Here is a 26052-nt window from a genome sequence, read left to right on the forward strand (position 1 = left end):
CGCTATTCTTTGCCATGAGCTACTATTTTCAGGATTTTTCGGGTTCCTGATTCAATGATTCCCTGCCCCAAACAATTAGTGTTTTGACAATATTCCAAGGCCGTACTTTCTTTATAAATAAGTCCTATGTTGGGTGCATAGCGTTCCGTAAATCTCACTAAAGTGACAAGGCTTGAATCGTTCTGCTGAATAATATTCAAGCTCTCCGGAAAAGAAAGTGTATTGAGCGTAATAGGTTCTTTCGTAAAATGCGCCTCGTAAGTTTGCGCCGGCAAAGTGTTATATTGATTCCCATTCCAGGTAAGTCCTTCGTAAAGCGGAAAAATTATTTTAACGAATGGTCGATTGTTTTCAACCTTTACGGCGCGGTCGGGGAGGAGATAAGCTGTAAAAGCCGAATCAGCCGACCAATTTTGCTGTGCATTAGCCCGACGATAACGTTTGATTTGATATTGCATCTGACTATTGAAGCCCCTCAGTGCCACTCCGCACACGTCTTTTAAAAAATAGGTAGATATAACGGGTTTTTTACCCACCGCATAAGAAGCTTCCTGAACTTCATATTCTATAAAACGCCCCGCTTCTAAAGGGAAATAACGGTATTCGGATTCTTTGGGAGACGTTGCTGAATCGGTACATCCAACCAAAAGCAGTAATCCTATAAGTATGAAAACAGTATTATTCACGGTCGTTCAATTGATCTAGCCATATGCCCAAATATAAGACTCTATTTGCTAAATTACTATATTTTAATTTATTGAAAACAGGGATCTTAGGGTTGAAAATGAGGTCCTTCAATTTTGAGAATGTTGCATAATCCACCCAATTCCAAAGTACATGATCTTTGGTGAAAATGTCTTGGGTTTGATTGTACAGATTCTTGAATGACAGCAAACCATATTCATTAAAACTCGTTTTAAAGCCTCGCGTGCGCACTTCTTCGGGTAAAATTCCTTTTAACGCCCGCCGAATAGTGTCTCGGCCCATTCCATCGCCGAATTTCATTTTTTCCGGAATCGCAAGCGATAATTCAACCAATCTTTCATCAAAAAAAGGATGCGCATACTGATGCCCATATTGCAAACCCATGTGGTACATTTGTTCGATGGCATCTGTATAAGATTGATTGGTAATGGCTCTGAACTGAAACAGGTATTCATCTTCTATATTTTGGTAGAGCGCGTTAGCATTGGTTTCGACCTCATTAGGGTAGCTCAATGCTTCGTTTGTTAAAATAGAACCAATGGGTCGACTCTGAAATTTTGATACAACATTTTCAAACGCAAAACGAAAAAATGCAGGGTATGAAAATCCAAATTCGTGCCTTATGCGCTCGGATGTTTGAATGAACTTTGGTATATTTTTCTTTTTGAGCACCTTCCATACTTCTTTATTGAAAAAGTATTCATGGTAGCGCTTTTGTTGTTCATCAGGTGTCAGCAGAAGCCAATCGCTGTCGATGGTTCGTAGGTCACGCACAGTAGCATACGCCCGTAGTGCCCATTTTAAATTTGGCCAATCTTGTGAGTTCCAATACGTATCCAAAAGTTGATTTCCGTGCCCTACCACCGAATCTCCATCGTGGCCGGTAAGCATCAAATCACAACCGATGGCTTTGGCTTGATCGGCGCCTGCCAAAAGAAAACTCGAAGCAGTGGTAAAATGATCCGGACGGTCGAACATGGCCGTGAGTTGGCTGATAGCTTCGTACATGTTCTTACGGGGACTTACCTCGAAATGACGCGAATGAATCTTTTTTACAACCGAATCCACGAAGAAAGTTTCATCGGTTGATTCAAGTCCCGGATTGACGTAAAAAGTAGAGATAGATTCACGAAATTGATTTGTAACACAGGCAATGGAAGAAGAATCCAGTCCGCCGCTCAAATGGGTGCCAATGCTGTTAAACCCATCAATGCGACTTTCAATGGAGGAAAAAAACAATTCTTTGAACAAGCGAATGGTCTCATCTTCTTTCAGATTACGGTGTTGAGCCGGATGTATTTTCCAATATAGTTGATGTAAAATGGTTTTTCCTTCTGTATGTAACACATGCCCGGGCAAGGCTGCTTTTACATTTCGATAAAAAGTGCGTTCATTAAAAGACTGATAGGAAGGCGGCGGAACAAGGTATGATTTGAGTTTTTGAATATCAATATTGGTAATATCTTTCCTGAATTTGGACAAAGAAGCGATGCGGTCAGAAAAGCAAAAGAAGCCATCGGGTTGGAAAATATAGTAGAAAGGGAGGAAACCGAAGCGATCACGGATAACCCATAGTTTTCGGCTCGGCCTTTCCCAAATCACAATACTGAATTCTCCGGACAAAAACTTTGTAAGTTCGGTTCCCCAACGAATAAATGCCTGACGAATCAGTGCTGCATTATTTTCCTGTTTTTGAGGGAAATAACTGCCCAGGGCTTCCCGATTTTTTTTGCCCAGCAAGGCCATAACTGCATATTCGGGCGTAACTGCCACCGAAGATGAATTTACGTCTATTCTGCCTTCTTCAAAATGCCGGGCTTCATCACCGTTATGGTTTCCCAATTCCCTTTGGGCAAGCTCGGAATCAAAATAAAATATTCCTGAAAATTGAGATGGATATTTCACCGTAGGGTTCGTCAGATAATTGATCGCTAATAGTACAGATTTTTCGGTAAACTAAAAAGCCACTTTAATGTCGTGGGATTGACATCAAAGTGGCTTTGGTAAGCATTTCTCAAAATCAAGTATCCTAAGGAGTATAAGGAGACAGGATATCTGCCTGAGAACCTCCTTTTTGCGTTAATTTCTGTAAGCTCCCTATTTTTTTCAGCTTGGGAGTAGCGTATGCTCTTTTTGGAGCGTTGTATATGTTTGTAGATTTCGCTTTCATTGTCAGTGTAAATTTCAGTGGAAAACTTGATTGAAACGGTTGTAAAGAACAATGGGCATTAATTCTTCATTACTTTAAACGAGTTGACGCTTCCATTGACATTAACAACCTGTACCACGTAAAGTCCTGTTGGCAGGTTTATTACATCAAGGCCGTTGGTAGGAACAATACTTGATTCAAGCACCACTTTTCCCTGTAAATTCAGCAAACTTACACTTTTGATTTTTGTCATATCCTGCGCTTTAATTAATAACCTGTCGGCTACCGGATTGGGGTAGAGCGCTGTTTCGACTTTAATATCAAATTCAAGACTCTTAGCGCGTGTATACGCAGAGGTACCGTCGCGATCTACCATACGAAGTCGATAAAAGTTAGTTCCATTGGCCGGATTGGTATCTGTAAACAGGTATCTTTCCAAGGCTTCGCTTTCACCTTTTGAAAGTACAACGCCTATTTTCTGCCAATTTTTAGCATTAAGGCTGTGTTCGATATCGAAACGTTCACTATTGGTTTCTTCGGTCGTACTCCAGCTCAAAACAGCTGATTGCCCTTCTTTAACGGCATTAAAACTGGCAAGGGTTACCGGATTGGCCGCGATCACTACCGTACCGGCAGTAAGGCCATCATTTCCGGTATTGTTGGCTGAAAGTGCTCCGTTAGGAAAAAGGAGGTTGGCGGTAGCATTATCAGTAGATCCGGCTGTAACAACGGCACCTGCAATATTGATGGTGATCTGGCCTCCATCGCCCGGGTTGAGAACTCCGGTACTGGTTCCGGTCAAGGTGCGGGTTCCTGCATTATAGGTCCAAGAGAACAATGCTCCTCCTGCTGAATTTACCACTGCTGAGGCATTCTGTGGATTGGGCAGGTAAGAGGTTGGAAACGAGACTTGTACCTGCACATTGCCGGCAGGGATAGTACCTGTTCCCCCAACACTGAAAGCGACAATGGCGGTTCCCGGTTGCGAAACCTGAATGGGGTTCGGGCTTATTGAAAATGCATCAATAGCAGGGTCAATGGCAAAGGCCTTATTAGTCAAACTCAGAGAGCCGAGCAGTAGTGCCAATGAAAGTGCGTTTAAAAGTGCTTTTTTCATAATCTAATCTATTAATTGTTATAAGTTAATACTGAATTTGAACGTAACGATGTCGTTGTCAACCGGCGTTTCACCGCCACCTGTGCCCTCTTCTATACGTACCGTTAGGTTCGCCTGCGAACTCTTCGTACCGGTAGTAGTTAGTTTGATGACAATTTTCTTGGCGTTAGCACTTCCCGGAAGAATAGAGAATCCATCCTTAAGTGTTACTAAATAGCGTGAAGCCTGTTCGGTAAATGTCCACTCATCGTTGGCCACGACAGTATTACCGGTAACGACCGAGCTGGTGGCGGTTGAGTTTATTGAAATACTGAAAGTGGGGGCTATTTTCGTAATGGTAAAGACAACAGGACCGCTTGTTACTTTGTCGCCATTGTTGATGATCTTGATCACGACTTCTCTTTCTTCGTTTTGGTTCAATGTGCCACCATCAACCGCAATGACCGGGGTAAGGTCAGGAGCACTGGTTCCCAATCCACCGAAATTATTGGGTTTGAAGTCAAGACCATCGTTGTTGGCAATACCATCTCCGTCAGGATCGCTTGGACTGTCAACCATACCGTCATCATTTGTGTCGAGACCGCCACGGCCATTCTCATCAATATCAAGAGTAGTATCATTATCACTGTCAGTATCACGATAATCAGGGATATTGTCATTTGCAGAGTCGGTATTTTTAGGAGCCGGACTTCCTGAATCGCCGAATGCTCCCGTATTGCCATCAACACTGTTTTGAATACCGTCACCATCAGTATCGGAACTGCTATCCACTACACCATCGTCATCAGCATCCGCATAACCTGTTTGCCCACTTTCTACGAGATCACTTACAGAGTCATTATCACTGTCCAAATCACGGTAGTCAGCGATAGGGTCGTTATCACTGTTGAGAGGTTGTGAACCGCCCGGCGAGCCAAAGACTACATCATCGCTGTCGGCACTGTCGCGGATACCGTCTCCGTCAGCATCAGCACCATCGACAATTCCGTCGTTGTTTGCATCCAGCACTCCTACTTTTCCTCCTTCAACAATATCATTGATACCGTCATTATCGGTGTCCAGATCACGGTAGTCAGCAACACCATCGCCATCCGTGTCTTTTGGTGTATTGGCAGCAGGGAATCCAAAGGAGGCATCATTCGCGTCTGCGCTGTCCTGAATACCGTCATTATCAGCATCGGGACCATCTACTACACCATCTGAGTTAGCATCTGTATAGCCGGTTCCGCCACCCTCATAAAGATCAAAAATAGAGTCATTGTCTGCATCAAGATCAAGGTAATCAGGAACGCCGTCGCCATCGGTATCTTTTGGCGTATTGGTAGTAGTGTGAACAGCAGCATCAAATGCGCCATTATTGTTAGCGTCGCCACCTCCAATTGCTACGCCGGATTCCTGCAAATCTGTAATGCCGTCATTATCACTGTCTAAGTCAAGATAGTTTGGAATACCGTCTCCGTCGGCATCATTGTCGTTAGGATCGCCGTCGGTATCCGTATCTTCGATGGCATCAGGAATACCGTCATTGTCGCTGTCTGTATCACAGTTGTTAAACAGACCATCCCCATCCGTATCTATGCTGGCTGATTTTTGATTGGCCGTGCTGCAATTATCGCAGGCGTCAGGTGTTCCATCTCCGTCAGAGTCGATGGCATCGTCACCGGCGCAATAATCAATGCAATCGGGGGTACCATCATTATCTGTATCCAACTGGACATAGGCATAATAGACGTCGAAAGTAATAGGTAGACCTACTGATATTGCACCCAGATCGAAGTCTATCTCCATTTCGTCAAAGGCCGTAGTGGATTTTCCTCCGATAAAATTGACATCACCGGTGCTCAATAGTCCCAAATTGACTAATGAAGCTCCTGTAATAGTTTGAACGGCATTTTCCGCATCATCTTTGTATAACCGAATAGTGATACCCTGTAATAAACCTGCCGCCAGTATCCCACTTCCACTTTTTACGGCGAAGCCTGCTACTGTACCCGATGGATAGTCATTAGCCGTTCCTGTTCCGGTTCGTTTTACTGTCATACGGACCCCTCCGTTCAATAAGCCGGTTACTGCCGCGAAACGGGCAAAATCAGTAGTATCTGAATTAACAAGATTGCCTTCATTGACTAAAGTTCCTACTGTAAGTCCATAAACGGCAGTCGTATTGTGAACGCCCAAACCCGGGTCTCTGTCTCTATCTACCAATGCTCCTGTATAAGGTTGGGCGGCATTGCTTCTCAGAGCTTTTTTACAATCGTTGCAGGTAGCCGGACTCTCAAAGGCATAGTAGATCCTCAAAGTGCCTAAATTGGCAGCTAAAACACCTGTTGCAACCAAACGAACCTCATTGAAGGGTTTTGTAGTGGTAATGGATAATTCCTGTAAGGGATTTGCTCCGGCAAGCACATTTGCACTTAATAATCCTGTAGTGGATGCGGGTTGGCTATCTTGTAATTCACCATGCAGATACGTTCGGATACTAAGTACATTAATAAGGTCGGCCGATAACAGACCATTATCTTTTTGCACAATAAATCCTGCTTTATTGCCTGAAGGATAGATGGTTTGCAGACTTTTTACGCCTACATAAGGCGTTGTAGAGGCTAAATCAGTTCCGCCGGGCAAAACGAGCGAGGCATAGGTTTCTTTATTCCCATCCGTAATGTTTCCGGGGTTAGTTAATGTGGCTAAGGCATTTAAGAGCCCTGCATTAAAATTTACGATGGTTTGATTTCCTGCGATTTGGTCATAACAAATACCGTTGTTATCCAACGTACCGCAGGCAGGATCAAAGGCCGTCGCGTAATAAATTCTAAGATTGGAAGATCCTACTGCGGCATTTACAACGGTTCCTTTTATAATACGAACCTCATCAAATACTGCGGTTGTTTTGAAATTAATATAAAGTTTATCGGGTGAACCACCTGCAAGCAAGGTAACCCCCAAGCCGCTGTTGAAGTCACTTCCTTCCACAAACGAACCATTGTTGTAAGTTTCTATACGAATACCTCCCAGAACATCTGCGTTAAGTAATCCTGCATCACTGAGTTGGACCACATATCCTGCATGCCAGCCCGCAGGATACGTTACATTGGCATTGGCAACACTGACGCCCTGTGTAGCCACCAGAGCTGCCAGGTTATTGATTTCGGCAAAGTCTCCTGTGTTGCCATTGGTCAGATTGTTGATTCCATTGCCGGCTGAAAAGCCAATAGTAACTCCTGTGCCAACTGCGGTTGCACTCGTCCCGGGGCCTATAATAGGTTTATAACACGGAGAACCGTTTTGGGCAAATGAACCTGAAGAAAGTAGGGTTGCCGATAGGAAAAAAGAACCCAAACATAACGTGTAGAATATCCTTGCGGATAGCAATGAAGTAAAGTTTTTCATGGATAGAAATTTAAGTGGTTTTACCTCAAAAAATGGTGATTTTTGGCTCAATAGCGTGAGTAACTCTCTCAAATCAAGTAAATCAAATAGTTAAATACAACTAATTTTTTTTGGTTTTCTGCTCTGAAAACAGATGTTTGACATGTGATTTGCTTTTTATTTTATATAAAATATGTGCATAATGTAATTTTAAAAAAAGCGAAAAAAATCATATATTATGGTATAAAAATACTATTTTGGCTGATGGGTATATGTTTTTTGTTTTTTTACTATCAGGCATATTAACAGTTTTAAAAAAAATGATTTAACGGTAAAAAAAATAGAAATTTTGAAATGATTTTCCTTCGGTGTTGATGTAAAAGATGGATAAATTAAATTTTCAATATTATAATTCAAAAATGAGATATATGCCTATTAGAAGTAATTTGTAAGATTATTAATTTAAATTAAAAATACTTTTTATGAAGGATTGACCAGGCTAAACTTGCCATTTATGAGTGTAAATTATAGAGAATATTTCTGTGATTTTTGCACTTAAAAACTTAGTGAAAATCCCTAAAAATACAGCCTTAACAGAAAATAGTATGATCACCGAAATCTCGTGAATATAGAAAAATAAACTTTTAAGAATGAAAATGTATCTTTTTGGAATGTGTTGATTTTGTTGCACTTATGAGTAATTTTGTCTACAAACAAGGGATGTCTTAATGGAAATAAACGCTTTTTTGCTATCTTTAATGGAAGCAATTTGGGGTACTGAAGAAAAGAAGGGTAATGTATTTTGATTGTTTCCTTAAATTGGGATTATTGCAATAAAAATAAAGCGTTAATTTTATTGATCGATTATTAACAAAGATGGAGTTGCTCAGTGATAGTAAAGTGAAGTGAAATGCATATAAAATCAATATGCAAATGAATGTAAAACTACCGACTTACTACAATTAAAATTTCTTAAATTCTCTTATTGAGAAACCTATATCATAGTCATAATTTAAAAGTAAAATAACATAACCTGCCATCATCATGGAAATTGATTTAACGCAAGTATTTAAACTCTCCAACAATCAGGTATCTTCAAGCCTTGATAATGAAACCATCATTTTAAACCACGATGCAGGGGTTTACTATGGGTTGGATGAAGTGGGAACCTTGGTATGGGAACAACTGCAACAAAAGCCCACCACCGTTGAAGACCTAAAAAAGATAGTTTTGGAAGAATTTGAAATTGATGAAGAAACGTGTGAGAATGATATCAAAACTTTATTAAAAGAATTGATGAATGAAAAATTGGTCGAGGTGGTTTAAAAAATGGCGAGCATTGCCGTTAAAGTCCCGGTGGCTTTTATTTCGAGTTGCGGTATGTATTGTTTTAGTTAAAATAGGTTTAAAAGTGCTGCCATTTAAACGTTTTAGGGTAGTTTATGACTTTTTTGTTTCTAACGCTAATGACCAAACGTACACCGCCGACTACGTAGGAAAGTTGGTGTGGAGCGTACAGGTCATTAGCAGTGTACTTCCTTTTGAAGTATTGTGCCTCCCTCAGGCATTGGCAGTAAAATACTTTTTACGGTTTGAACGTGGGTATGGCCTGAAAATTGGCGTTTCGAATCATGGCCAACTTTTCAGCGCCCATGCTTGGGTAGAAAAAGATGGCAAAATAGTGATCGGCGAAATTCCAACCATCAATTATGTACCTTTGTGGGCTTGGAGTTAATTACACCTGATGTCATTTCTTCAACGTGGTTATCTCCTGTATTTTAATCCCCGGCCTGATGCTCTTTCGTGCATATACGTTAACTATTGATTCAGCTATTGATCTACAATTACCTGCCGCGGAAGGCAAAGCCGATATTGTGTTTGAGAAAGCACAATTTCCAAAAGCAAAACAATTCCAAACATTGATTTATCGCAAAGGCGTCAGAGCAACGTTTGGAGGAGACGCTGAAGAGGCAATTCTTGATTGGGAAGGCATAGCCCGCTTCAAAGCTTTGGGGGGGAATCGGTTACAATACGAAAATCTGACGGATGATGAAGGGGTCTTCCGCCTTTTTGTGTTGAGTGAAGCGTTAGGCACGGTTTTGTTTCAGCGTAATCTTTTTTTACTTCACGGAAGCGCCGTCATGACGGGAGCAAAGGCAACAATATTTATAGGCCGGCCGGGTGCAGGAAAGTCAACGACCGTTTCGGCATTTGCGCAGCAGCAACATACCATTTTAAGCGACGACCTAACGGTAGTATGGTTTGACGCTAACGGACAGCCCTACGTATTGCCCGGCTTTCCGGAACTCAAAATATGGGAGAGTGCAGTAGATAATTTAGGGTTCGATAAAAGCGTGTTAGAGCCTGCGTTTGAAGGTCATAATAAGTTTTTATATCGTCAGCCGGAGGCGAATTTTCCAATAAAACCTATTCCATTGGAGCAGATTATTATTTTACAACGCCCGTATTCGAGCCAAGTTGGAAGTTTAAAGTTAACAGAAGCACCCGTGGAGCTGTTCCGCCATTTTCCGCTGCCTACGCGATTGCTACAGGGAAAGTACCTGCAACGTCATTTTGAAGATTCCATTCGAATCAAACGAGCCGTTCCTATCCTGAAAGTGCCGCGTCCAAAGAATTTTTTACTGCTGAAAAAATGGATTGAGCAATGGCCTTCCGCTATTTAGCTCTCAAACGAATGAAGTTGTTTTTTGACAAATTCAATTTCAGCCTCAACATTGACGGCTGAATTCATCTTTTGGAGTTTTTTCAGTAAATTTTCCAGAAACAGTTGATGAGCTATCGTATTGGGTTGCAATGGCCTATGGGTCAATTCCTGTTTTAACTTCTGCCATTCTCTGACGAACCGGTTGAGAGAATCGTCGAAATAGGTTTCCGAAAATTTTTGAAAGATGTATTCTTCCGCCATTTCATTGGGGTGAATAAGATCAGGTTTATAAAACCGATAATCGCGAAGATCATCCAGTAAAAGTTCGTAGGCAGGGAAATACTGAACATTAGCCAATGATTCGCTCAATTCATGACAGGCAACTCTTAAAATAGACTTACTGACGGCATTAAGAGGAAGCGTGTCGCGGGTGTGCCGTACCGGGCTGACGGTTAAAATAATAGTGATTGAAGGATTTATGTGTTGAAGCAGAGAGCAGAGGGCTTTAAAATCTTCAACAATAGTGCTGATGGATAAAAGCTCACGTTGAAATAATTTAGCAGGCACTTTGTGGCAGTTGGCTACAACCTGTTCAGTAGCTGACTGTCGATAAACGTATGCTGTGCCTAAGGTAAGAATGAGATAAGAAGCCTTTTGTAACCGGTTGTTTACTTCATTCAATTGCCGGGCCAGTTTTTCCGTAAGAGTTTCTTTACTTGTAGCCCACCACGATGAATGAAAATCGTAATGAAACCACACGCCCGAATTTTCAACGTATAGATTTTCATCAGGAAGTTCGCGATGAATTGCTTGCCGGAGAAGTTTTGTGATAGATATCGGATTGAAAATAGTCCCGAAAGGATTGATGAATGCCGGAATTTTATTTTCTGTCAGTTTTTGGCCGATCACTTCTGCAAAGCATGAGCCTACCGTCAAAATAGGCGTTTGAAGGGTAATTTTCTCAGCACTTTGCTTGATAGGGACTTCGGTTCGAAATTGCACAAAAGAGAAGAGATAAATGTATTAGCAGAGATTACGCAGTGAGGCCCTTTTTTACTTCCTCCACAAATGCTACGCTTACACCTGCTATGTCAGCAATTTGAAGATTATCAAAAGAGGTTTTTTGCAATAAGTTTGTTACTACAGCACGTTCTTTTTCAACTCGTGCTATTTCTCTCCCTTCCTTCAGACCTTCCTTCAGTCCTTCTTTTAATCCTTTCTTAAGGCCTTGTTTTCGACCTTCAAAGAGTCCTTGCCTTTTGGCACGATCTAAAACAAATTCTTCTAAGCCCATAGTAGTTTGACGGTTAGTAAGTTGGTTTAATGTTTCTTCAAATTTAAGGACATACCTATCATTATCAAAACGAATATACAATTTTAAAAAACGCATTAACGATCTGATTTTTTCTTTCGAAATGGATTTACTTAAAAGATGCTTGGCTAAGTCGGTCTTCAAGTCAAACAATTTATCTTCATCAAGTTTACCCTTCATTAAAGCAGACTGAACAGTCAGGATGGCGATAGCAAAGGGATTATTGCTTTGTTGTAACAGTTTGGTGTCAGCATCCAAGACTTTGTAGGAGTTAAATCGGTAGGTGATCTTTGTCCCCAAAAATTCCTGTTCAAACTCGTTAGGGCGAAATGACTTATTGCTATCGGTAAGAATGGCAAAAGCAGTAATAGGCTTGTTGTATTTATCCTTAATGCGATGATAATACGTAAACATGCGTTCGGCAAAGTCACGATCACGTGAACCCTGCACTTCAATATGCACTAAAATCCACCCTTCCTGCCCATCCGAAGTAATGACCTTAACCAATTTGTCCACATATTTGGGTGAAAAATCATTTTCATCAGCGGGAAAAATTTGTTCAAGCTCTTTGTCTAAGAATTCAAAAGGGCGACTCATATCAAACAATTCATCGGCATTTGGGAAGTAAAATCGCAGAAAATCATCAAACAAATCTTCTAATAAACCTTTCCATAGGGCATCGTCTCGTTTCATTAAATTACATGTATTTATTTTTCGGAATCATTTTTGGCAGAATTTTATCCAATTTTGGCACACTTTTCGTTCTATCCATACGACTACATTGAGACTCCTACTTATGAAATTAAGGACATTGATTGCCCTGTTATTTATCGAATTATTTTTTCAGCGGCTGTACGCGCAGGAATTTATCGGACAACATACCGGTAATTATGCAGGTATTAACCGGGCAACCTTCAACCCGTCGGCCATTGCAGGGAGCCGTTATCGGTATCATATCAACCTTGTTTCTTTTAACTCAACCATCACTAATCGGTATTTCAAGTATTTTCGCAACGACGCGCTTTTTCACCCTTTTCGCAATGCCTACACCGAAAGTGAAATGTATGGCAAGTCAAAACTGACAGGTACGTATACGCAGGGGCCGAATGTGAATGTGCAATCAGAATTGCGTATACCTTCCGGCTACATGGGAGTGGGGCGTAATAATTGGCTTGTGATAGGTTTTCAGTCGCGAATGCGGGGGTTTGTGCAAGGGTCGGGCGTGCCGCCGATCATTTCAGAGATTTATACCAACCGCCTCGATGACGGTCTGGCCAAGCCTTCATCGGGAAGTTTTAAGGATTTTACGATGAATCAGCATTCTTTTTTCGAAACAGGGCTCACGTTTGCGGCCATGCTGCGCCTGGAAGGAATTATCAGGATAAAAGTAGGTGCAACCCTCAAGCGTCTCTCGGGAGCTCGGAATGTATTTCTGAACATAAAAAGCGCCAACTATCAGGTAAGATCCGTGAGTCAGGATGAATATGTATTTGACCTATCAAATGTGAATTATGAATATGGTTACACTCAACCTGTGCAATCATTTGGCTTAGGAAGTTTATTCTCTTCAGATTACGGATCGGGAGCGGCCGTTGATCTGGGAGCAACGGTAGAGTTGGGTCGCATTCGTGAACATGCGCAGTACCGCGCCAATTATATCGTTCGTTTTGGGGCTGCCATTACCGATGCGGGTTTTATCAATTACCCGGCTACCGGAAAGCAATACAGCGGTACACTTCCCAAATTGACCATTGATCAGGAACGCATTATTGATATTGGTAATAATTCAGTCAAGAATCTGGAAGCGACTTTTGGAAAATCGGATTCCAAAACATACAGCTACCAAACCCAATTGCCGCGTACAATTAACATGGATGCGGATGTACAATTTGCCAAATCGTTTTTTATCAATGCTACCTGGATAAAACCGACCAACATTGGAACACTGCCTACTTATATTTATCAACCGCAGATCTTTACCTTGACACCACGTTTTGAGGCAGAAGATGCTGAGTTTACATTGCCTGTCAGTTGGATCGAAGGAAACAAAGGGCCAACCGTTGGATTTTCGTTTCGTTTTGGCCCTATCTTTTTCGGATTCAGTAATTTTGGAGCGCTTGTCAATAGAAGTGTTCAGCCGCGTGGCTCAATGGCGTATTTCGGCGTTCAACTGTGGAAGCTGAATGAAAAAGCATTGACGAAACGAAAGAAAAATTAGCCTAAGTGATGAGTTTAATTGCCTACCGGTCTTATGTATAGTGTATGATGAAGACCTCTAACTTACAGTATACTTATGAAAAACTTTACGTTTAAGGGATCAGCGGCACTACTGATGTTGTTGCTTTTCGGAGAAGCAATAAACAGGCCAACGGTGGAAGATAAAGTAAACGGAACTTTGTCTTATAAGAGCAAATCAAAAACGTTCGAATCGACCATTAAATATGTTTATCTGGTAGAAGGAGCCACTGATCTGAATCCTTCCGAGCGCATCCGTCGGCTGATATTTTCGGCCAATGACATGGGAAACAAACTGAAATCAGCTTCAACCATGCGCGATTCCGATACTGCCCTGACCGAAGGTTTTGAGATAGACTTGGTAAAAGGGCCTCGCTATAATTATTGGATGGTGCTGAACAATGGATTAGTACAATATTCCGGAACCATCCCGCCCGAAAACCTTGTCTTGACTACTGACTCTCCCACCCAATTGGCGGGTACTTTCAAACAGGATAATTCGGCGGCCGGCGGACCTGCAATTGACGTTAGGTTCAGCGTTGGCTTATTGAAAAAATTGAAGTGAGTAGAACGGACAGGCTGTCTGTACCACATTAACCACCTGCTTTTTTTGCTTTGTAGCCTTTGGCCAATAACCACGTCAGGATTTTGTCCCTGAAATCTCCTTGGATCAAAATTTCACGGTCTTTGGCCGTGCCGCCGGTGCCGCACAGATTTTTCAACTGTTTGGCCAGCTCTTCCATGTCTCCCGTTTTACCCGTCCATCCTTTGATGGCGGTCACTACTTTGCCGCCGCCTTTGCGCTCCAACCACACTTTGAGTTCCTGTTGATTAGGCGTAGGCGTCTCCGTCTCTTCGTCTGAATCGTCGTTGTATTGGAAGTTCGGGTCAGTAGAATAGACGATGCCGCTGCGTTGTTTTTTTGACATGATACACAAGTTTGATGCCCCGAAAATGCAGCTTTTTGGACGTTTTAGCAAGTATTACGTTTCAAATCATCATTTGAGACGTGCCAAATCATGTTTTGAAGCATGGGAGGGTAGCTACTTTCCCACTTTTGCATCACCAATCGCAACGGGGCAATTGGCTAACCGGTTTTCAAATCATGAAAAAGACACTATCGGCAGTTATGATCACATTGGCGTTGATCAATGCTTCTTGCCGCACGCTTACATCCACTACTTACATTAAAGCAAAAGACAGTTTTATCTTGGGCAATAACGAACACGGGTCGTTCTCGGTAAGACTAAAGAATGCGTCTGCCAATGATTTAGAACTTTGGAAAGCGCCCATTAGCGGTGGACAACATTCGCCCATAACCGTAAAAGCAAACGAAACGTTGAAACTGAGCGTGGAAAAAAATACCGCTTTGAGAATCGAAAATAAAACCAATGAACAAGCTACCGTTGAGCTTTTGGTAAAAGGAGATACGGGACTTTCGATGGGATATAAAAACTGATTTTCAATACAAATTCACTTACAGCCATGAAAACATTATTTTCTAAAATCATTACGCCCGTTTATACTTCCGCTTGGTATTCAGACCTTCTGTTGGCTGCCCCACGAATTATTGGAGGTTACTTTTTAGCAGTCAATTTTGGTGGCAGCAAATTTCCTGCTCCCGATTGGTTTGTGGAGGATGTATCCAAATTTGGGGGCTTGTTCGCCTTATTTCCCGGCTTTTTTGCCTGGGCGGCGGTATTGGCCGAAACGGTCGGAGGAATTATGCTTGTGCTCGGCTTAGGCACACGCATTGCCGGTTTTATGGTGGCTTGCACTATGTTGGTTGCTGTTTTTTTTCAGAAATGGGGAGACGGAGTGTGGGGCATGTTGCCGGCGATGGGCTTTCTTTGGATTTCACTCTATGCCATCGTGATGGGTTCGGGCAGGTTTGGTTTGGACCGTTTAATTGCCGAAAAAATAAATCATACTAAATTCATTATCAGTATTTAAAATTTAAAGCCATGAGAAATATAGTGTTGATCAGTATATTGTTTAGCTTACTTTGTCCTGTTGTTAAAGCACAACGCGGGCCGCTGCGAGGCTTGGGAAAAGTGCATTTAAAAAGTTATGACGTTCGAGATTTCGATAAAATCAGATTGGAAGATTTGGACGGGAAAATTGAAGTGGAAATCGGGAAGCCCTTCTCGGTCAAAATTGAGATAGATGAAAACTTAGCACTATTGTTGGAAGTCAATAAAGAAGAAAAAGAAGGGGTTTTAAGCATTAGTTTGAAGGGTAATTACAACAACAAAATGTACATTGAAGATACCCACATCAAAGTAAAAATCACGATGCCGGAAGCTTCCGTAATTCAACACCGCGGCAATAGTGCGCTGCATATTGCAGGAATTGCAGGTCGCTATTTCAGATTGGAAAACGACGGCAACGGTGATGTACAATTGCAGGGAAGTATTGATGCATTGGACATTAAAAAGAATGGTAACGGCGAAGTAAAAGCCAAAAACCTGGTCGCTAAAACTGCAAAGGTGAAAAGTTACGGCAACGGAAATGTGTGGGTAAATGCCCAAATATCCCTTACGGCCCATGGTTCGGGCAATAACAGCGTGCTTCAATGCGGACCGGGAAAAATTGAGCCACTTTCGGGAATTACGGGAAATGGCTCGGTGCGGTCGCTTGAATAATTGAACAAAAATTCGGTCGGACAGTTTGTCAATAGAGCACAACGAACGTATGTCAATCTATCAAACGCCCTTGCAATTCGGCTATTTTTTAGCATTACTGTTTGCCGTTTTACTTTGGTACCGTGGTTGGCGGGAAGAGCGGCTTTCCGATACATTTCTGGGATGGGTAATGTTCCTGCTGGCGATGGAAATTCAGGATTACACCTTTGGTTTTTCCGGAATAAATGTCCTTTGGGAAAAGTTTGACGGTTTTCCCCGATATTTTCATTTAGCGTTTGCCCCAACCATTTACTTTTACCTGAAAGCACAGATCAACCGCGATTTTCGATTTAAAGCCGAACATTTATGGCATTATTTGTTCTACGCGATTTATTTTCTGATCAATTTCAGTGTGTTTGTTCAGGGCAAAAAAGCAGTCGATACCTTTCGAAGTTCTGAATTATCGTATTGGTTGGGTTGGTTGGAAAGCATTGCCATTTGGAGTTCTTACATTTATTATTTCTACCAATCGCTGCGGCTTTACAGCGAATACCGTCGCTGGGCCGAAACGCAGTTTTCTGATACTGAAACCATCAGCTTTGTTTGGCTTCGCAATTTCATTTACCTCATCATCGCGGGAGAAGTGTTCAAATTGAGCTGGTCTATTGCCGACCGCGCCTTGGGCGACTTGCCTTTTGAGCAGGATTGGTGGTGGCATTTGTTGACCGTGGTCATTATTTGCTACGTAGGCATCAAAGGGTATTCCCAACATCAACCAACAAAATTGGCTTTCAAAGAGCAATTGCCTGAAAACAAAGAATTATCGTTGGAAAATGAACCCCAATTTCCGCCGGTAAGCAGCCCGCCTATTCCCGGCAACGATTATTCTGAATGGAAACCTAAGATAGAGCAACTGTTTAAGGAGCAGCGGATCTATCTCGAACCTGAACTTTCGTTGAGCGATTTATCCACAAAACTCAAAACCAATACTTCGGTATTGTCAGCGGCCATCAATCAGAATTTCGGAAGGAATTTTAATGATTTTGTGAATGAATACCGTGTAGAAGAAGTAAAACGTCAACTCAAAGACCCCGCCAACGCGCATTTATCGCTGTTGGGGGTAGCATTGGAATGCGGTTTCAATTCTAAATCCACCTTCAATCGAGCGTTTAAGAAATTTACGGGTCAATCCCCGAAGGAGTTTGTGTAGAGGATCTCCCAATTTTTTAAGTTAACGAGACGTTATAACCTCCAATTAGTTAATAAAAACTCTTGTTGTGGATTATAGTATAAGCGTTCATATTTCGTTTCATAAGCCTTTTCCAACGATTCGCCGTCTCGGTTGTAGAATGTCTCTCTGGAAATACCATAATAGCGGCAAGCTATCGTAATATTCTTAATTTCCTTCGCATAGCGGTGCGCCGCTGCGGTTAAGCACCTTGAGCTTCCTGCAAATGTCAGAATGAGCTTTAGCAGTCATAAATCACAAAGTTATCGGACCGCCATGCGGTCAACTAATTTAATAGATTATATTTTAAACGTCAACCATAGTCCTTATTTCTATATATTGGAAGCACCGAATAATTCGAAACCGAAACAAAAGCTGCTGTATTTTCGTTGAGACTGAACAACTGCTTCTAATATGCATTCAATACCCGTCATCAAACCTACCGACATCGGCCGTAAAGGACTTTGGATCGCGTTAGCGGTTTTGACGTTGTGGTTTGGATTTCTGGCTTTTTCGCTGCATTATCCGTTCGATGTCCGAGACCCGTTGGTGTATGTGTTTGTGCTGATTCAAATGCACCTTTATACGGGTGTATTTATTACCGCGCATGATTCCATTCACGGAGTAGTGGCACCGCATAATAAGCGACTGAATTATGTGATAGGCTTTATAAGTGCCTCATTATTCGCATTTAATAATTTTAACAGATTATCTGCAAAGCACCATTTGCACCACCGACACTCCGCCACACCCGATGACCCCGATTACCACGATGGTCATTCCAATTTTTTTCGTTGGTTTATTGCTTTTGGCAAAGAATACGTTTCTGTTGTTCAGATCTTATTGATGGCGATTACGTATAATGTTCTGAAACTGTGGTTTCCTTGGGAAAATTTGGTCGTATTCTGGATGATCCCTGCCGTGCTGAGTACGTTTCAGCTGTTTTATTTTGGTACGTATTTGCCTCATCGGGGCGAGCATCACAACCCGCCGCACAATGCCCGCAGTCAATCGCTTAACCACGTAAAAGCGTTTTTGAGTTGTTACTTTTTCGGCTATCATTTGGAGCATCACGCTTATCCTTACCTTCCTTGGTGGCAATTGCCGAAAGCACGCGAAAGGATGGAAAAGGAAATAGCTTAACTTTGTCATCTTGAAAGTGTCTGTTATTTATTGATCTTAGACGCTTTCAAGGTGACAAGTATGTTGAATCGCCTTGCCTTATTCTTTCAATTTCTGCTCATTTGTGCGGTCGTTTATCTTAAACTACGCACTCATTCCGACTATTTTCTCACTCCTGATTCTCATTATTATTTACAGGCCGCTCAAAATCTGCTTGATGGCAAAGGCTACCGCATCGTTTTTGAAGAAAAAGAAATCTTCTGCGCTATTTGGCCGATAGCTTACTCGGCCTCCATTGCCGTAATTGCTTGGCTAACAACGATTTCAGTGGAGATTTCTTCCAAAATTGTAAACCTTTTGGCATTGGCAGGTTGCTTTTGGTTGCTTTTGCGGCGTTTTCAGGAAAAAGCTTGGTTTGTATCGTTGGGATTTATGTCTTCTTCTTTGGTGCAATTGTACACCAATACATGGTCTGAAACAGTGTTTATCTTCTTTGTTTTAGGGTTTTGTATCCGTATTTACGACCATGAAAACAGTATAGAAAGAACCGCTCGGGGCTTCTTTTGCAAGGAAGAAAAAATGCTTTGGGCAATTGGCGCATTCTTAACCCGCTATGCGGCAGTTTTCTTATTGATTCCTTTGTTGATTCGAAGACAATATCGTGCCGCTCTTTATTTGCTGATCTTTATAGCAGGGTATTTATCTTTGAATTTTTACCAAACAGATACCTTCACAGGCGGACATGGGTTTTGGCCGGCAGAACCTTTTGGAACGAGATTGTGGCGAGGGTTAAGAGGATTAGAAGAGGAAGCGGTTTTCTTTGCCATACGGGATTGGGATTTGAAAAATGCCGATTTGACCGATTTTGTAAATTGGTTTATTTACAGTATTGCAGTACTGCAATTTTTAATAAGTACGTTGATTATCAGTAAGTTTATCAAAGTTAAAGAAATACATGCCTCCGGTTTATTAAAAACAATCACAACGAATGTTTTTTTTCTTACGGGTATCGGGTATTTACTTTTTACTATTGCGATTTATCTTACGGACACTTCCATAGAGAGTTTATATTTTCGGCGTTTGGCCCCTTCGTCGTTACTAATCACATTGGGGATTTTAGAGTGGGTATCGCAACAAAAAGAAATTTTTGAGCGCACCAAGTGGCTTTTTGTCGCTTTCTTTGTGTTGTCAATCATTCATTCAATCCCAAAAATGTCGTCTCATCACGTTGTTCGCGAAAAACAGGAACCGGCTCTTTTGATCGCCAACGGCGAAGGCTGTAGTTTTGAATTGATGGGAGAATTGCTTGAATGGTCACCATTTATAGTAGTGCTCGATCATGCCATTCATCGAGTGCTGGATTTGGGTATTAAAGTGGATGTTTTGCTGGGCGATTTTGATCGTAATGTTGATGTTGACGAGATAGTTTCCCGCCATTACCCTCTCGAAATTGTTCTTGCACCCGATCAGGAAAAAACTGACTTGGAAAAAGGCATTGAATTTCTGATAGAACGAGGCTTTCCTGCCGTCAATATCGTGTGGGCTACCGGTCGCCGCGCCGACCACAGCCTCACCAACATGACCAACATTGTACGTTATAAAGACCAAATCAAGATCGTGATGTTGGACGATTATTCCAAGATTTTTCCGTTGGTAGGAACATTTGAAAAGTGGTACGCACAGGGTACACCCATTTCGCTCTTACCCGTAGGATTGGTGGAAGGAATTGATACAGAAGGGTTAAAATACAATCTCTACAATGATTATTTAAGACTCGGTTATCGAAGCGGGAACAGCAACGAAGCCGCTGCTGATGGTTTTGTGAAAATCTCCGCACAAACAGGCGATTTGTTGATCATGGAGTGTTGGGATTGATAGAATTTGTAACTTTGAGAAAACAATCAGGGAATATGACAGCGTTGGATGCACCCCGGAGAATTCGAAAACCACCCAAAAAAGTGCCCGAAAACTTGATTTATGAAATCATGGATGGGAAGCCTGTGTATTACAAAGGCTATCGGGAAGTAATATTAGGTGAAAAATCTATTGTTGAAATAATGGGTTCAAGCAGTTTGCAGGCACTGATTGTATTTTATTTGTCGGCTTTTATCGGCAAATTTATTGATGAAGAAATATATACTGTTTTGATCAATGAAGCAGGATTACATATTGACCATAAGAACAACTTAGCAAATGACATTGCTATTTTTGAACAGTCCGTTTTGACTCCGGATAAAATTTCAAAGAAATATGCAAGCGTACCTCCCAAGATCGCTTTGGAAATAGATATTGATGCGGATGTGGAAGCGATGAGCGAAACAGGATATATTTATAAGAAAACGCAAAAAATGCTCGATTTCGGAACGCAAAAAATATTCTGGATTCTTACAGAAGCTCAAGTTGTAATGATTGCTACTTCCGAACGTATTGAAACGCTGCATTGGAATCAGGATATTGAATTGATGGAGGGATATTCATTCAATATTGGAGCCTATTTGGCTAAAAAAGGAGTAATTTTAAATTGATATTCTGCAATACCATGTCCACAATTACCCGCATCGAAGTCTATAAATTCAATATTCCGCTTCAGGCTCCCGTTACCATTGCCATTGGCACCATTGACGAAGCGCGCAATATCTTGGTCAAAATTCATACCTCCGACGGCCTTTACGGTATAGGAGAAGGCGCTCCGTTTTGGATGATAGTAGGCGAGACTCAAGCTACTGCGTATGCCGCTGCGCATGATCTGGCCAAATTATTGATCGGCAAAAGCCCGTTGGATATAGAAGGCTGTTTAGCGGCTATGGATCGCTATTTGACCGGCAACCCTACCGTAAAAAGTGCATTCGATATGGCGTTGTATGACTTGGCTGCCAAATATGCCAATATGCCGTTGTATCAATTCTTGGGAGGTACCAACCGCCCGATTGCCACCGACGAAACAATTTACATTGCCGGCCCGGAAGCCATGGCGGCTGATGCTGTAAAAATCAAAGAAAGAGGAGCAGAAGCGATCAAAGTAAAATTGGGAACCAATGCCAAAGACGATATTCGCCGCGTTGCCGCGATTCGGAAAGCCATTGGTGACGACATTCCCCTCCGAACCGATGCCAATCAAGGATGGGACTACATCAGTGCCCTTACGGTATTGAATACGATTGCCGATTGGAATGTTGAATACTGCGAACAACCCGTCAAACATTGGGATCATGCCCATCTGGCTCGTTTGCGTCAGAACTCCCGGGTGCCTATTTGCGCCGATGAATCACTGTTTTCTCCGCAAGACGCCATTAAATTAGTGACCCAACAGGCGGTTGATTATTTCAATATAAAACTTTCAAAAAGCGGCGGATTGCGTAATGCTGTCAAAATCAACGCCATTGCCGAAGCTGCCGGTATAAAATGTATGATAGGTTGCATGTCGGAGTCTCGCCTTGGTATTTCAGCCAATGCGCATTTTGCTTCTGCTTTGCAAAACGTTGTGTTTCATGACCTGGATTCTCCCTTTGAGCACGCCTTAAACCCGGTTTTAGGCGGTATCTATTACCAAAATCATTATCAGGTAATTATTCCGGATCTTCCCGGACATGGTGCTGACGTAGAAGAAGAGTTTTTGCAACGCATGGAATCATTTGTGGTGGAATAGTTTTTTCGAAATGCTGTAAAAAGGAATTATACAGCCTTCCCAAAACACAGAACCATTGCCGCCAATGCATAATGATAAACGTCGATTGGACTGAAAGGCAGATGCTGCGTTGCCACTTTGGTGGCTATTCCCAGAATCATTACCCCGATCACGATCCAAATGGCTTTTTGGTATTTTCTCATGAGTCCAAAAACGGCTATCAACATCACCAAAAGCATGGTAAAGGCCTGAACAACAGAATCAAAGACTTGAAAAGCGGGATAGAGTAAGAAGACAAAAATAACAAGTCCGATACTGATGGTGATAATGACGGTAGAACGTGAAACGGTTTGCCGCATTACCAATCCCCAAATGGCTACTACTACGCTCGCAAGCCCAACACTTCCGGCCAATGTTGAAAGCGAACGATGCGTATCGGTCAATTGCTGAAGGCCTAAATAACGGAATACACCCGCTGCGGCTGCCATAGAAACAGTAACTAAAAAAACGCCCCAAAGAAGACGATTGTTGAAGGGTAAATAGGCAAAATACTTAAAAAAGGCTACGATACATACGGTAGCTACGACAGCGTCTGAAAAGGCGTTGGAGAGTTGAAGCATTCTTATACAAGAAGTTAAAGGTTAAGAGGGAATGGTCAATCGTAATAAATAGCGGGCTTTTTTACTGTTTGCAAATAATAGAAAACGGTTGAAAAAGCCTTGGCAAGGTATCAGTATTTTGCCGTTTTAAACAGAGAATTAAGCAATTTTTAGCTTGGTGAAAATTTTTCTTTTAAAGGTGCTTTTGTACTTTCTTTATTTCGACCTACTTTTACCGGAAAATTTTTGGCTTCTGTCTTGAATAAAATAAAGTTAACCATCTTGAATCACGCAACTTATACCAACCACCAATGAGCGTATTAGTCAATAAAAACTCTAAGATAATTGTGCAGGGCTTCACAGGTTCTGAAGGTACTTTTCATGCCCAACAAATGATTGAGTACGGAACAAATGTTGTAGGTGGAGTAACTCCGGGAAAAGGTGGGCAAAGCCATCTTGATCGCCCTGTCTTCAACACCGTTGCGGATGCAGTAAATACCACAGGCGCTGATGTTTCGATCATTTTCGTTCCGCCGGCCTTCGCTGCTGATGCCATCATGGAAGCTGCTGATGCAGGTATCAAGGTAATTGTTTGTATTACAGAAGGTATTCCTACCAAAGACATGATGTTGGCGAAGGAGTACATTACAACGAAAGACTGTCGTCTCATTGGCCCGAACTGTCCGGGAGTAATGACTGCCGATGAGTGTAAAGTAGGAATCATGCCCGGTTTTATCTTTAAAAAAGGAACCATCGGAATCGTTTCTAAATCAGGTACTTTAACCTACGAAGCAGTAGACCAATTGACAAAAGCAGGCCTTGGTCAAACAACCGCTATCGGAATTGGCGGTGACCCGATCATTGGTACCACCACAAAAGAAGCGGTAGAGTTGCTGATGAATGACCCCGAAACGGAAGGAATTGTGATGATCGGTGAGATCGGTGGAAGCATGGAAGCCGAGGCCGCCTATTGGGTTAAGGCAAATGGCACAAAACCGGTTGTTGGCTTTATTGCCGGTCAGACCGCCCCTAAAGGTCGCCGTATGGGTCACGCCGGAGCAATTATCGGCGGTGCTGACGATACTGCTGCCGCTAAAATGCGCATCATGAGCGAATGCGGTATTTTTGTAGTGGAATCACCTGCGTTGATTGGCGAAACAATGTTGAAAGCCTTAGGCCGCGCCTAATTAAAATTGCTATATCTTTTTTACCTTTGCAGGCAGTTTGGCGACCCCAAGCTGCCTGTATTTATTTGGGGCGTAAAATAGAGAATGAAAAAAAACGCTATTCATAGGTTTACGTACATTACATGGTTGCTGATATGTTGCTATGCTCTTCCCCTGCAAGCTGAAGTAGGGCCTGAAAAGCAATACTTTCTGGTAAAGGATTTAACGCAGGATTGGTTGGTCTATGATCAGCGAGAAAAAGAATACGTTCCTTACGTCCCTGAGCAGCACAGTACTCAACTTGCTCTAAATACTATTGTAGATCTGGAAAGTAACCTGCATTATGATCTTCTGCTTTATGTCGAAAAAGACAACTATTTATTTCTAAATGGCTCATTACAGCAAAATCTGAAGGCAGGAAGTTGGAAAATCATGAAAATAGACAGCCTTTATAAAGTATTCAGGCGTCCGCAATTGATGATCACCATGTATGGTACGCCGGGTCAAACAGGAAAAATAGCGATCATCGGACACCGAAAAGCAGCAGTGGAGAAGCTTATTACCATTGAAGAAGAATCGTTTCTTAATCTTAAACCCAGGGAACAGGCGTCAATTTCTGATTTTTTTACCTTGGGCATGTTGCTGTTATTTACTTTTGCCGCTTTTCTGTTCAATACCGCACCTCGGGCCTTTCATCGAATTTATAGTGTTCCTGATTTGTTTCAGATAGATTTTCGGGATGAATCCTTTTTAATAAACAAGCCGTTCAGCAGAACAAACATTCTTTTTGTTGTATTGCTTAGTTTGGAATTGGCCTATTTATATTTATTTACACAGGATAAAGAATATAACCTGTTTTCGTCAAAAGAATTACTGGCTACGGGACAGGCATTTTCCGATACGTGGCTGAATTACCTGAAAATAGCTTTCATCTGTTTTCTTGGATTCATCGGGAAGTACTTGGGGTTATACATTTTAGGGACACTGTATCGTTTGGAAGGAATAGCTAATGTGCATTATTTCAAAGTTTTACAATCTTCGCTACTGTTTTTTACAGCCTTACTCTTAGTAGCATCCGTGGCTTCTTTTTACATTGTTGATTGGTCGGCTTTTGTCCGATCATTACTCATTGTCCCGGTGATAATTTTTTATGTATTTCGGACCTTTTTAATCTTCTTTACAATTAGCAATAGCACAACTGTTAAAAATCTATATTTAATTTCGTACCTTTGTATTGTTGAATTAATCCCCATCATTATCGGGGTAAGGTATGCCCTATAAGAAGTGGGGAGAACCCCACCAAACGTCTGATATGAGCGAAACGATTTTGATGCAACAAGACCGATTAAATAAAGTAGAGAGCATTTTGGTTACACAGGCTCGACCAACTGATGAAAAATCCCCTTATTTTGAGTTGGAGCGCAGGTACAACGTAAAAGTTGATTTTCGCCCTTTTATCGAAGTTCAGGGCGTTTCTTTTAAAGATTTTCGCAAGCAGCGAATCAACATTATGGAGCATACGGCTATTATTTTTACCAGCCGTAATGCAGTAGACCATTTCTTCCGTATATGTAAGGAAGCAAAGTTGGAGATGCCTGCCGAAATGAAATATTTTTGCGTAACCGAGCAGACGGCGAACTATCTCCAAAAATACATCCAAATACGTAAGCGGAAGATTTTTGCCGGCCAAAAAACAGCGGCTGACCTATTGGATCTGATCAAGAAACACAAAAGCGAGAAGTTTTTGTTTCCCTGCTCTGATAAACGCCGTAATGATATTCCTGAATTTATGGGCAACTATGAATTACACCTTACGGAGGCAGTGATGTATGAAACGGTATCTTCAGATCTTTCAGATCTGACGGAAGTTTTCTACGACATTATTTGCTTTTTCAGCCCTTCCGGAATTACGTCTTTATTCCATAACTTCCCTGATTTTAAGCAAAACAAAACCAGAATTGCCGCCTTGGGGCCTACTACCGCACGAGCCGTAACGGAGGCAGGGTTGATTTTGGATATTGAGGCGCCAATGCCCAATGCTCCATCCATGACCGGAGCGCTGGAAATTTATATCAAAAAAGCCAATAACCTTTAATTATAAAGGCGTAGGCGGGTTTTGCTGTAATCTTTCAGGGC

At 41.9% G+C, this 26052-nt stretch carries 24 protein-coding genes; 16 read left to right on the forward strand and 8 right to left on the reverse strand.

Annotated elements, in window-relative coordinates:
• Positions 1 to 2 precede the first annotated feature (2 nt).
• The 4 genes from ACQY73_RS30145 to ACQY73_RS30160 all read right to left on the reverse strand — a co-directional run bounded on the left by ACQY73_RS30145 (position 3) and on the right by ACQY73_RS30160 (position 7361).
• Positions 3 to 686, reverse strand: a complete 684-nt coding sequence (locus tag ACQY73_RS30145; RefSeq protein WP_428657888.1) for a hypothetical protein — start codon at positions 684 to 686, stop codon at positions 3 to 5.
• Complete coding sequence (locus tag ACQY73_RS30150; RefSeq protein ID WP_428657889.1) at positions 679 to 2610, reverse strand: asparagine synthase-related protein; 1932 nt, start codon at positions 2608 to 2610, stop codon at positions 679 to 681. Before ACQY73_RS30150 ends, ACQY73_RS30145 begins: the two co-directional genes overlap by 8 nt.
• 323 nt (positions 2611 to 2933) lie before the next feature.
• Entirely contained in the window at positions 2934 to 3971 is a 1038-nt protein-coding gene (locus tag ACQY73_RS30155; protein WP_428657890.1) for a T9SS type A sorting domain-containing protein, read from the reverse strand.
• Positions 3972 to 3989: 18 nt separating this feature from the next.
• On the reverse strand, positions 3990 to 7361 hold the full coding sequence (locus tag ACQY73_RS30160; protein WP_428657891.1) for a hypothetical protein: 3372 nt from the start codon (positions 7359 to 7361) through the stop codon (positions 3990 to 3992).
• A 1023-nt stretch (positions 7362 to 8384) separates the two neighbouring features.
• Between ACQY73_RS30160 and ACQY73_RS30165 the strand changes: the two genes are divergently transcribed.
• Genes ACQY73_RS30165 through ACQY73_RS30175 form a run of 3 tightly spaced genes read left to right on the forward strand, consistent with a single transcriptional unit; the run spans position 8385 to position 10024 of the window.
• Positions 8385 to 8666: a PqqD family protein gene (locus ACQY73_RS30165; protein WP_428657892.1), complete on the forward strand. Its 282-nt coding sequence runs from the start codon at positions 8385 to 8387 to the stop codon at positions 8664 to 8666.
• A complete protein-coding gene (locus ACQY73_RS30170) occupies positions 8641 to 9075 on the forward strand; it encodes a lasso peptide biosynthesis B2 protein (protein ID WP_428657893.1) in 435 nt (144 codons plus the stop codon). Before ACQY73_RS30165 ends, ACQY73_RS30170 begins: the two co-directional genes overlap by 26 nt.
• Positions 9076 to 9133: 58 nt before the next feature.
• Positions 9134 to 10024, forward strand: coding sequence for a serine kinase (locus ACQY73_RS30175; RefSeq protein WP_428657894.1), 891 nt, complete (start codon positions 9134 to 9136; stop codon positions 10022 to 10024).
• Here ACQY73_RS30175 and ACQY73_RS30180 read toward each other — a convergent pair.
• Both ACQY73_RS30180 and ACQY73_RS30185 read right to left on the reverse strand, forming a co-directional pair.
• Entirely contained in the window at positions 10021 to 11007 is a 987-nt protein-coding gene (locus ACQY73_RS30180; protein ID WP_428657895.1) for a GSCFA domain-containing protein, read from the reverse strand. The genes ACQY73_RS30175 and ACQY73_RS30180 overlap by 4 nt on opposite strands.
• A 31-nt stretch (positions 11008 to 11038) precedes the next feature.
• Positions 11039 to 12010 carry an Rpn family recombination-promoting nuclease/putative transposase gene (locus ACQY73_RS30185; RefSeq protein ID WP_428657896.1) on the reverse strand — a complete coding sequence of 324 codons (972 nt, stop codon included), beginning with the start codon at positions 12008 to 12010 and terminating at the stop codon, positions 11039 to 11041.
• A gap of 103 nt (positions 12011 to 12113) precedes the next feature.
• Here ACQY73_RS30185 and ACQY73_RS30190 point away from each other — a divergent pair, with 103 nt between their 5' ends.
• Together ACQY73_RS30190 and ACQY73_RS30195 are read left to right on the forward strand one after the other, a co-directional pair.
• On the forward strand, positions 12114 to 13535 hold the full coding sequence (locus ACQY73_RS30190; RefSeq protein ID WP_428657897.1) for a DUF5723 family protein: 1422 nt from the start codon (positions 12114 to 12116) through the stop codon (positions 13533 to 13535).
• Positions 13536 to 13610: 75 nt separating this feature from the next.
• The gene (locus ACQY73_RS30195) at positions 13611 to 14117 is read left to right on the forward strand and encodes a hypothetical protein (protein WP_428657898.1); all 507 of its coding nucleotides are present in this window, start codon (positions 13611 to 13613) and stop codon (positions 14115 to 14117) included.
• A gap of 28 nt (positions 14118 to 14145) precedes the next feature.
• Here the strand turns inward: ACQY73_RS30195 and ACQY73_RS30200 are convergent, their stop codons facing one another.
• Complete coding sequence (locus ACQY73_RS30200) at positions 14146 to 14481, reverse strand: translation initiation factor (protein ID WP_428657899.1); 336 nt, start codon at positions 14479 to 14481, stop codon at positions 14146 to 14148.
• Positions 14482 to 14657: 176 nt separating this feature from the next.
• Between ACQY73_RS30200 and ACQY73_RS30205 the strand changes: the two genes are divergently transcribed.
• The 8 genes from ACQY73_RS30205 (at position 14658) to ACQY73_RS30240 (ending at position 22172) form a co-directional block, all read left to right on the forward strand.
• A complete protein-coding gene (locus ACQY73_RS30205; RefSeq protein ID WP_428657900.1) occupies positions 14658 to 15011 on the forward strand; it encodes a hypothetical protein in 354 nt (117 codons plus the stop codon).
• A gap of 26 nt (positions 15012 to 15037) precedes the next feature.
• Positions 15038 to 15505, forward strand: a complete 468-nt coding sequence (locus ACQY73_RS30210) for a DoxX family protein (RefSeq protein ID WP_428657901.1) — start codon at positions 15038 to 15040, stop codon at positions 15503 to 15505.
• Between the two features lie 11 nt (positions 15506 to 15516).
• Positions 15517 to 16197 carry a GIN domain-containing protein gene (locus ACQY73_RS30215; RefSeq protein ID WP_428657902.1) on the forward strand — a complete coding sequence of 227 codons (681 nt, stop codon included), beginning with the start codon at positions 15517 to 15519 and terminating at the stop codon, positions 16195 to 16197.
• Positions 16198 to 16246: 49 nt separating this feature from the next.
• Positions 16247 to 17386 carry a helix-turn-helix domain-containing protein gene (locus ACQY73_RS30220; protein WP_428657903.1) on the forward strand — a complete coding sequence of 380 codons (1140 nt, stop codon included), beginning with the start codon at positions 16247 to 16249 and terminating at the stop codon, positions 17384 to 17386.
• A 432-nt stretch (positions 17387 to 17818) separates the two neighbouring features.
• On the forward strand, positions 17819 to 18547 hold the full coding sequence (locus ACQY73_RS30225; protein WP_428657904.1) for a fatty acid desaturase: 729 nt from the start codon (positions 17819 to 17821) through the stop codon (positions 18545 to 18547).
• Positions 18548 to 19738: 1191 nt separating this feature from the next.
• Positions 19739 to 20401, forward strand: a complete 663-nt coding sequence (locus tag ACQY73_RS30230) for a thiamine diphosphokinase (protein WP_428668562.1) — start codon at positions 19739 to 19741, stop codon at positions 20399 to 20401.
• 14 nt (positions 20402 to 20415) lie between these two features.
• Positions 20416 to 21051 carry a Uma2 family endonuclease gene (locus tag ACQY73_RS30235; protein WP_428657905.1) on the forward strand — a complete coding sequence of 212 codons (636 nt, stop codon included), beginning with the start codon at positions 20416 to 20418 and terminating at the stop codon, positions 21049 to 21051.
• Between the two features lie 14 nt (positions 21052 to 21065).
• A complete protein-coding gene (locus tag ACQY73_RS30240) occupies positions 21066 to 22172 on the forward strand; it encodes a mandelate racemase/muconate lactonizing enzyme family protein (protein WP_428657906.1) in 1107 nt (368 codons plus the stop codon).
• Positions 22173 to 22198: 26 nt separating this feature from the next.
• On the opposite strand, the gene ACQY73_RS30245 is transcribed toward ACQY73_RS30240, so the two are convergent.
• The gene (locus tag ACQY73_RS30245) at positions 22199 to 22771 is read right to left on the reverse strand and encodes a DUF6962 family protein (protein ID WP_428657907.1); all 573 of its coding nucleotides are present in this window, start codon (positions 22769 to 22771) and stop codon (positions 22199 to 22201) included.
• A 290-nt stretch (positions 22772 to 23061) separates the two neighbouring features.
• Between ACQY73_RS30245 and sucD the strand changes: the two genes are divergently transcribed.
• From sucD to ACQY73_RS30260, 3 genes are all read left to right on the forward strand, one after another.
• Entirely contained in the window at positions 23062 to 23937 is an 876-nt protein-coding gene (gene sucD / locus ACQY73_RS30250) for a succinate--CoA ligase subunit alpha (RefSeq protein WP_428657908.1), read from the forward strand.
• 84 nt (positions 23938 to 24021) lie between these two features.
• Entirely contained in the window at positions 24022 to 25197 is a 1176-nt protein-coding gene (locus tag ACQY73_RS30255; protein ID WP_428657909.1) for a DUF4271 domain-containing protein, read from the forward strand.
• A 31-nt stretch (positions 25198 to 25228) separates the two neighbouring features.
• Positions 25229 to 26011: a uroporphyrinogen-III synthase gene (locus ACQY73_RS30260; protein WP_428668564.1), complete on the forward strand. Its 783-nt coding sequence runs from the start codon at positions 25229 to 25231 to the stop codon at positions 26009 to 26011.
• Positions 26012 to 26052: the final 41 nt, after the last annotated feature.

Source organism: Runella sp. (assembly GCF_965279615.1).
Taxonomy (GTDB): Bacteria; Bacteroidota; Bacteroidia; order Cytophagales; family Spirosomataceae; genus Runella.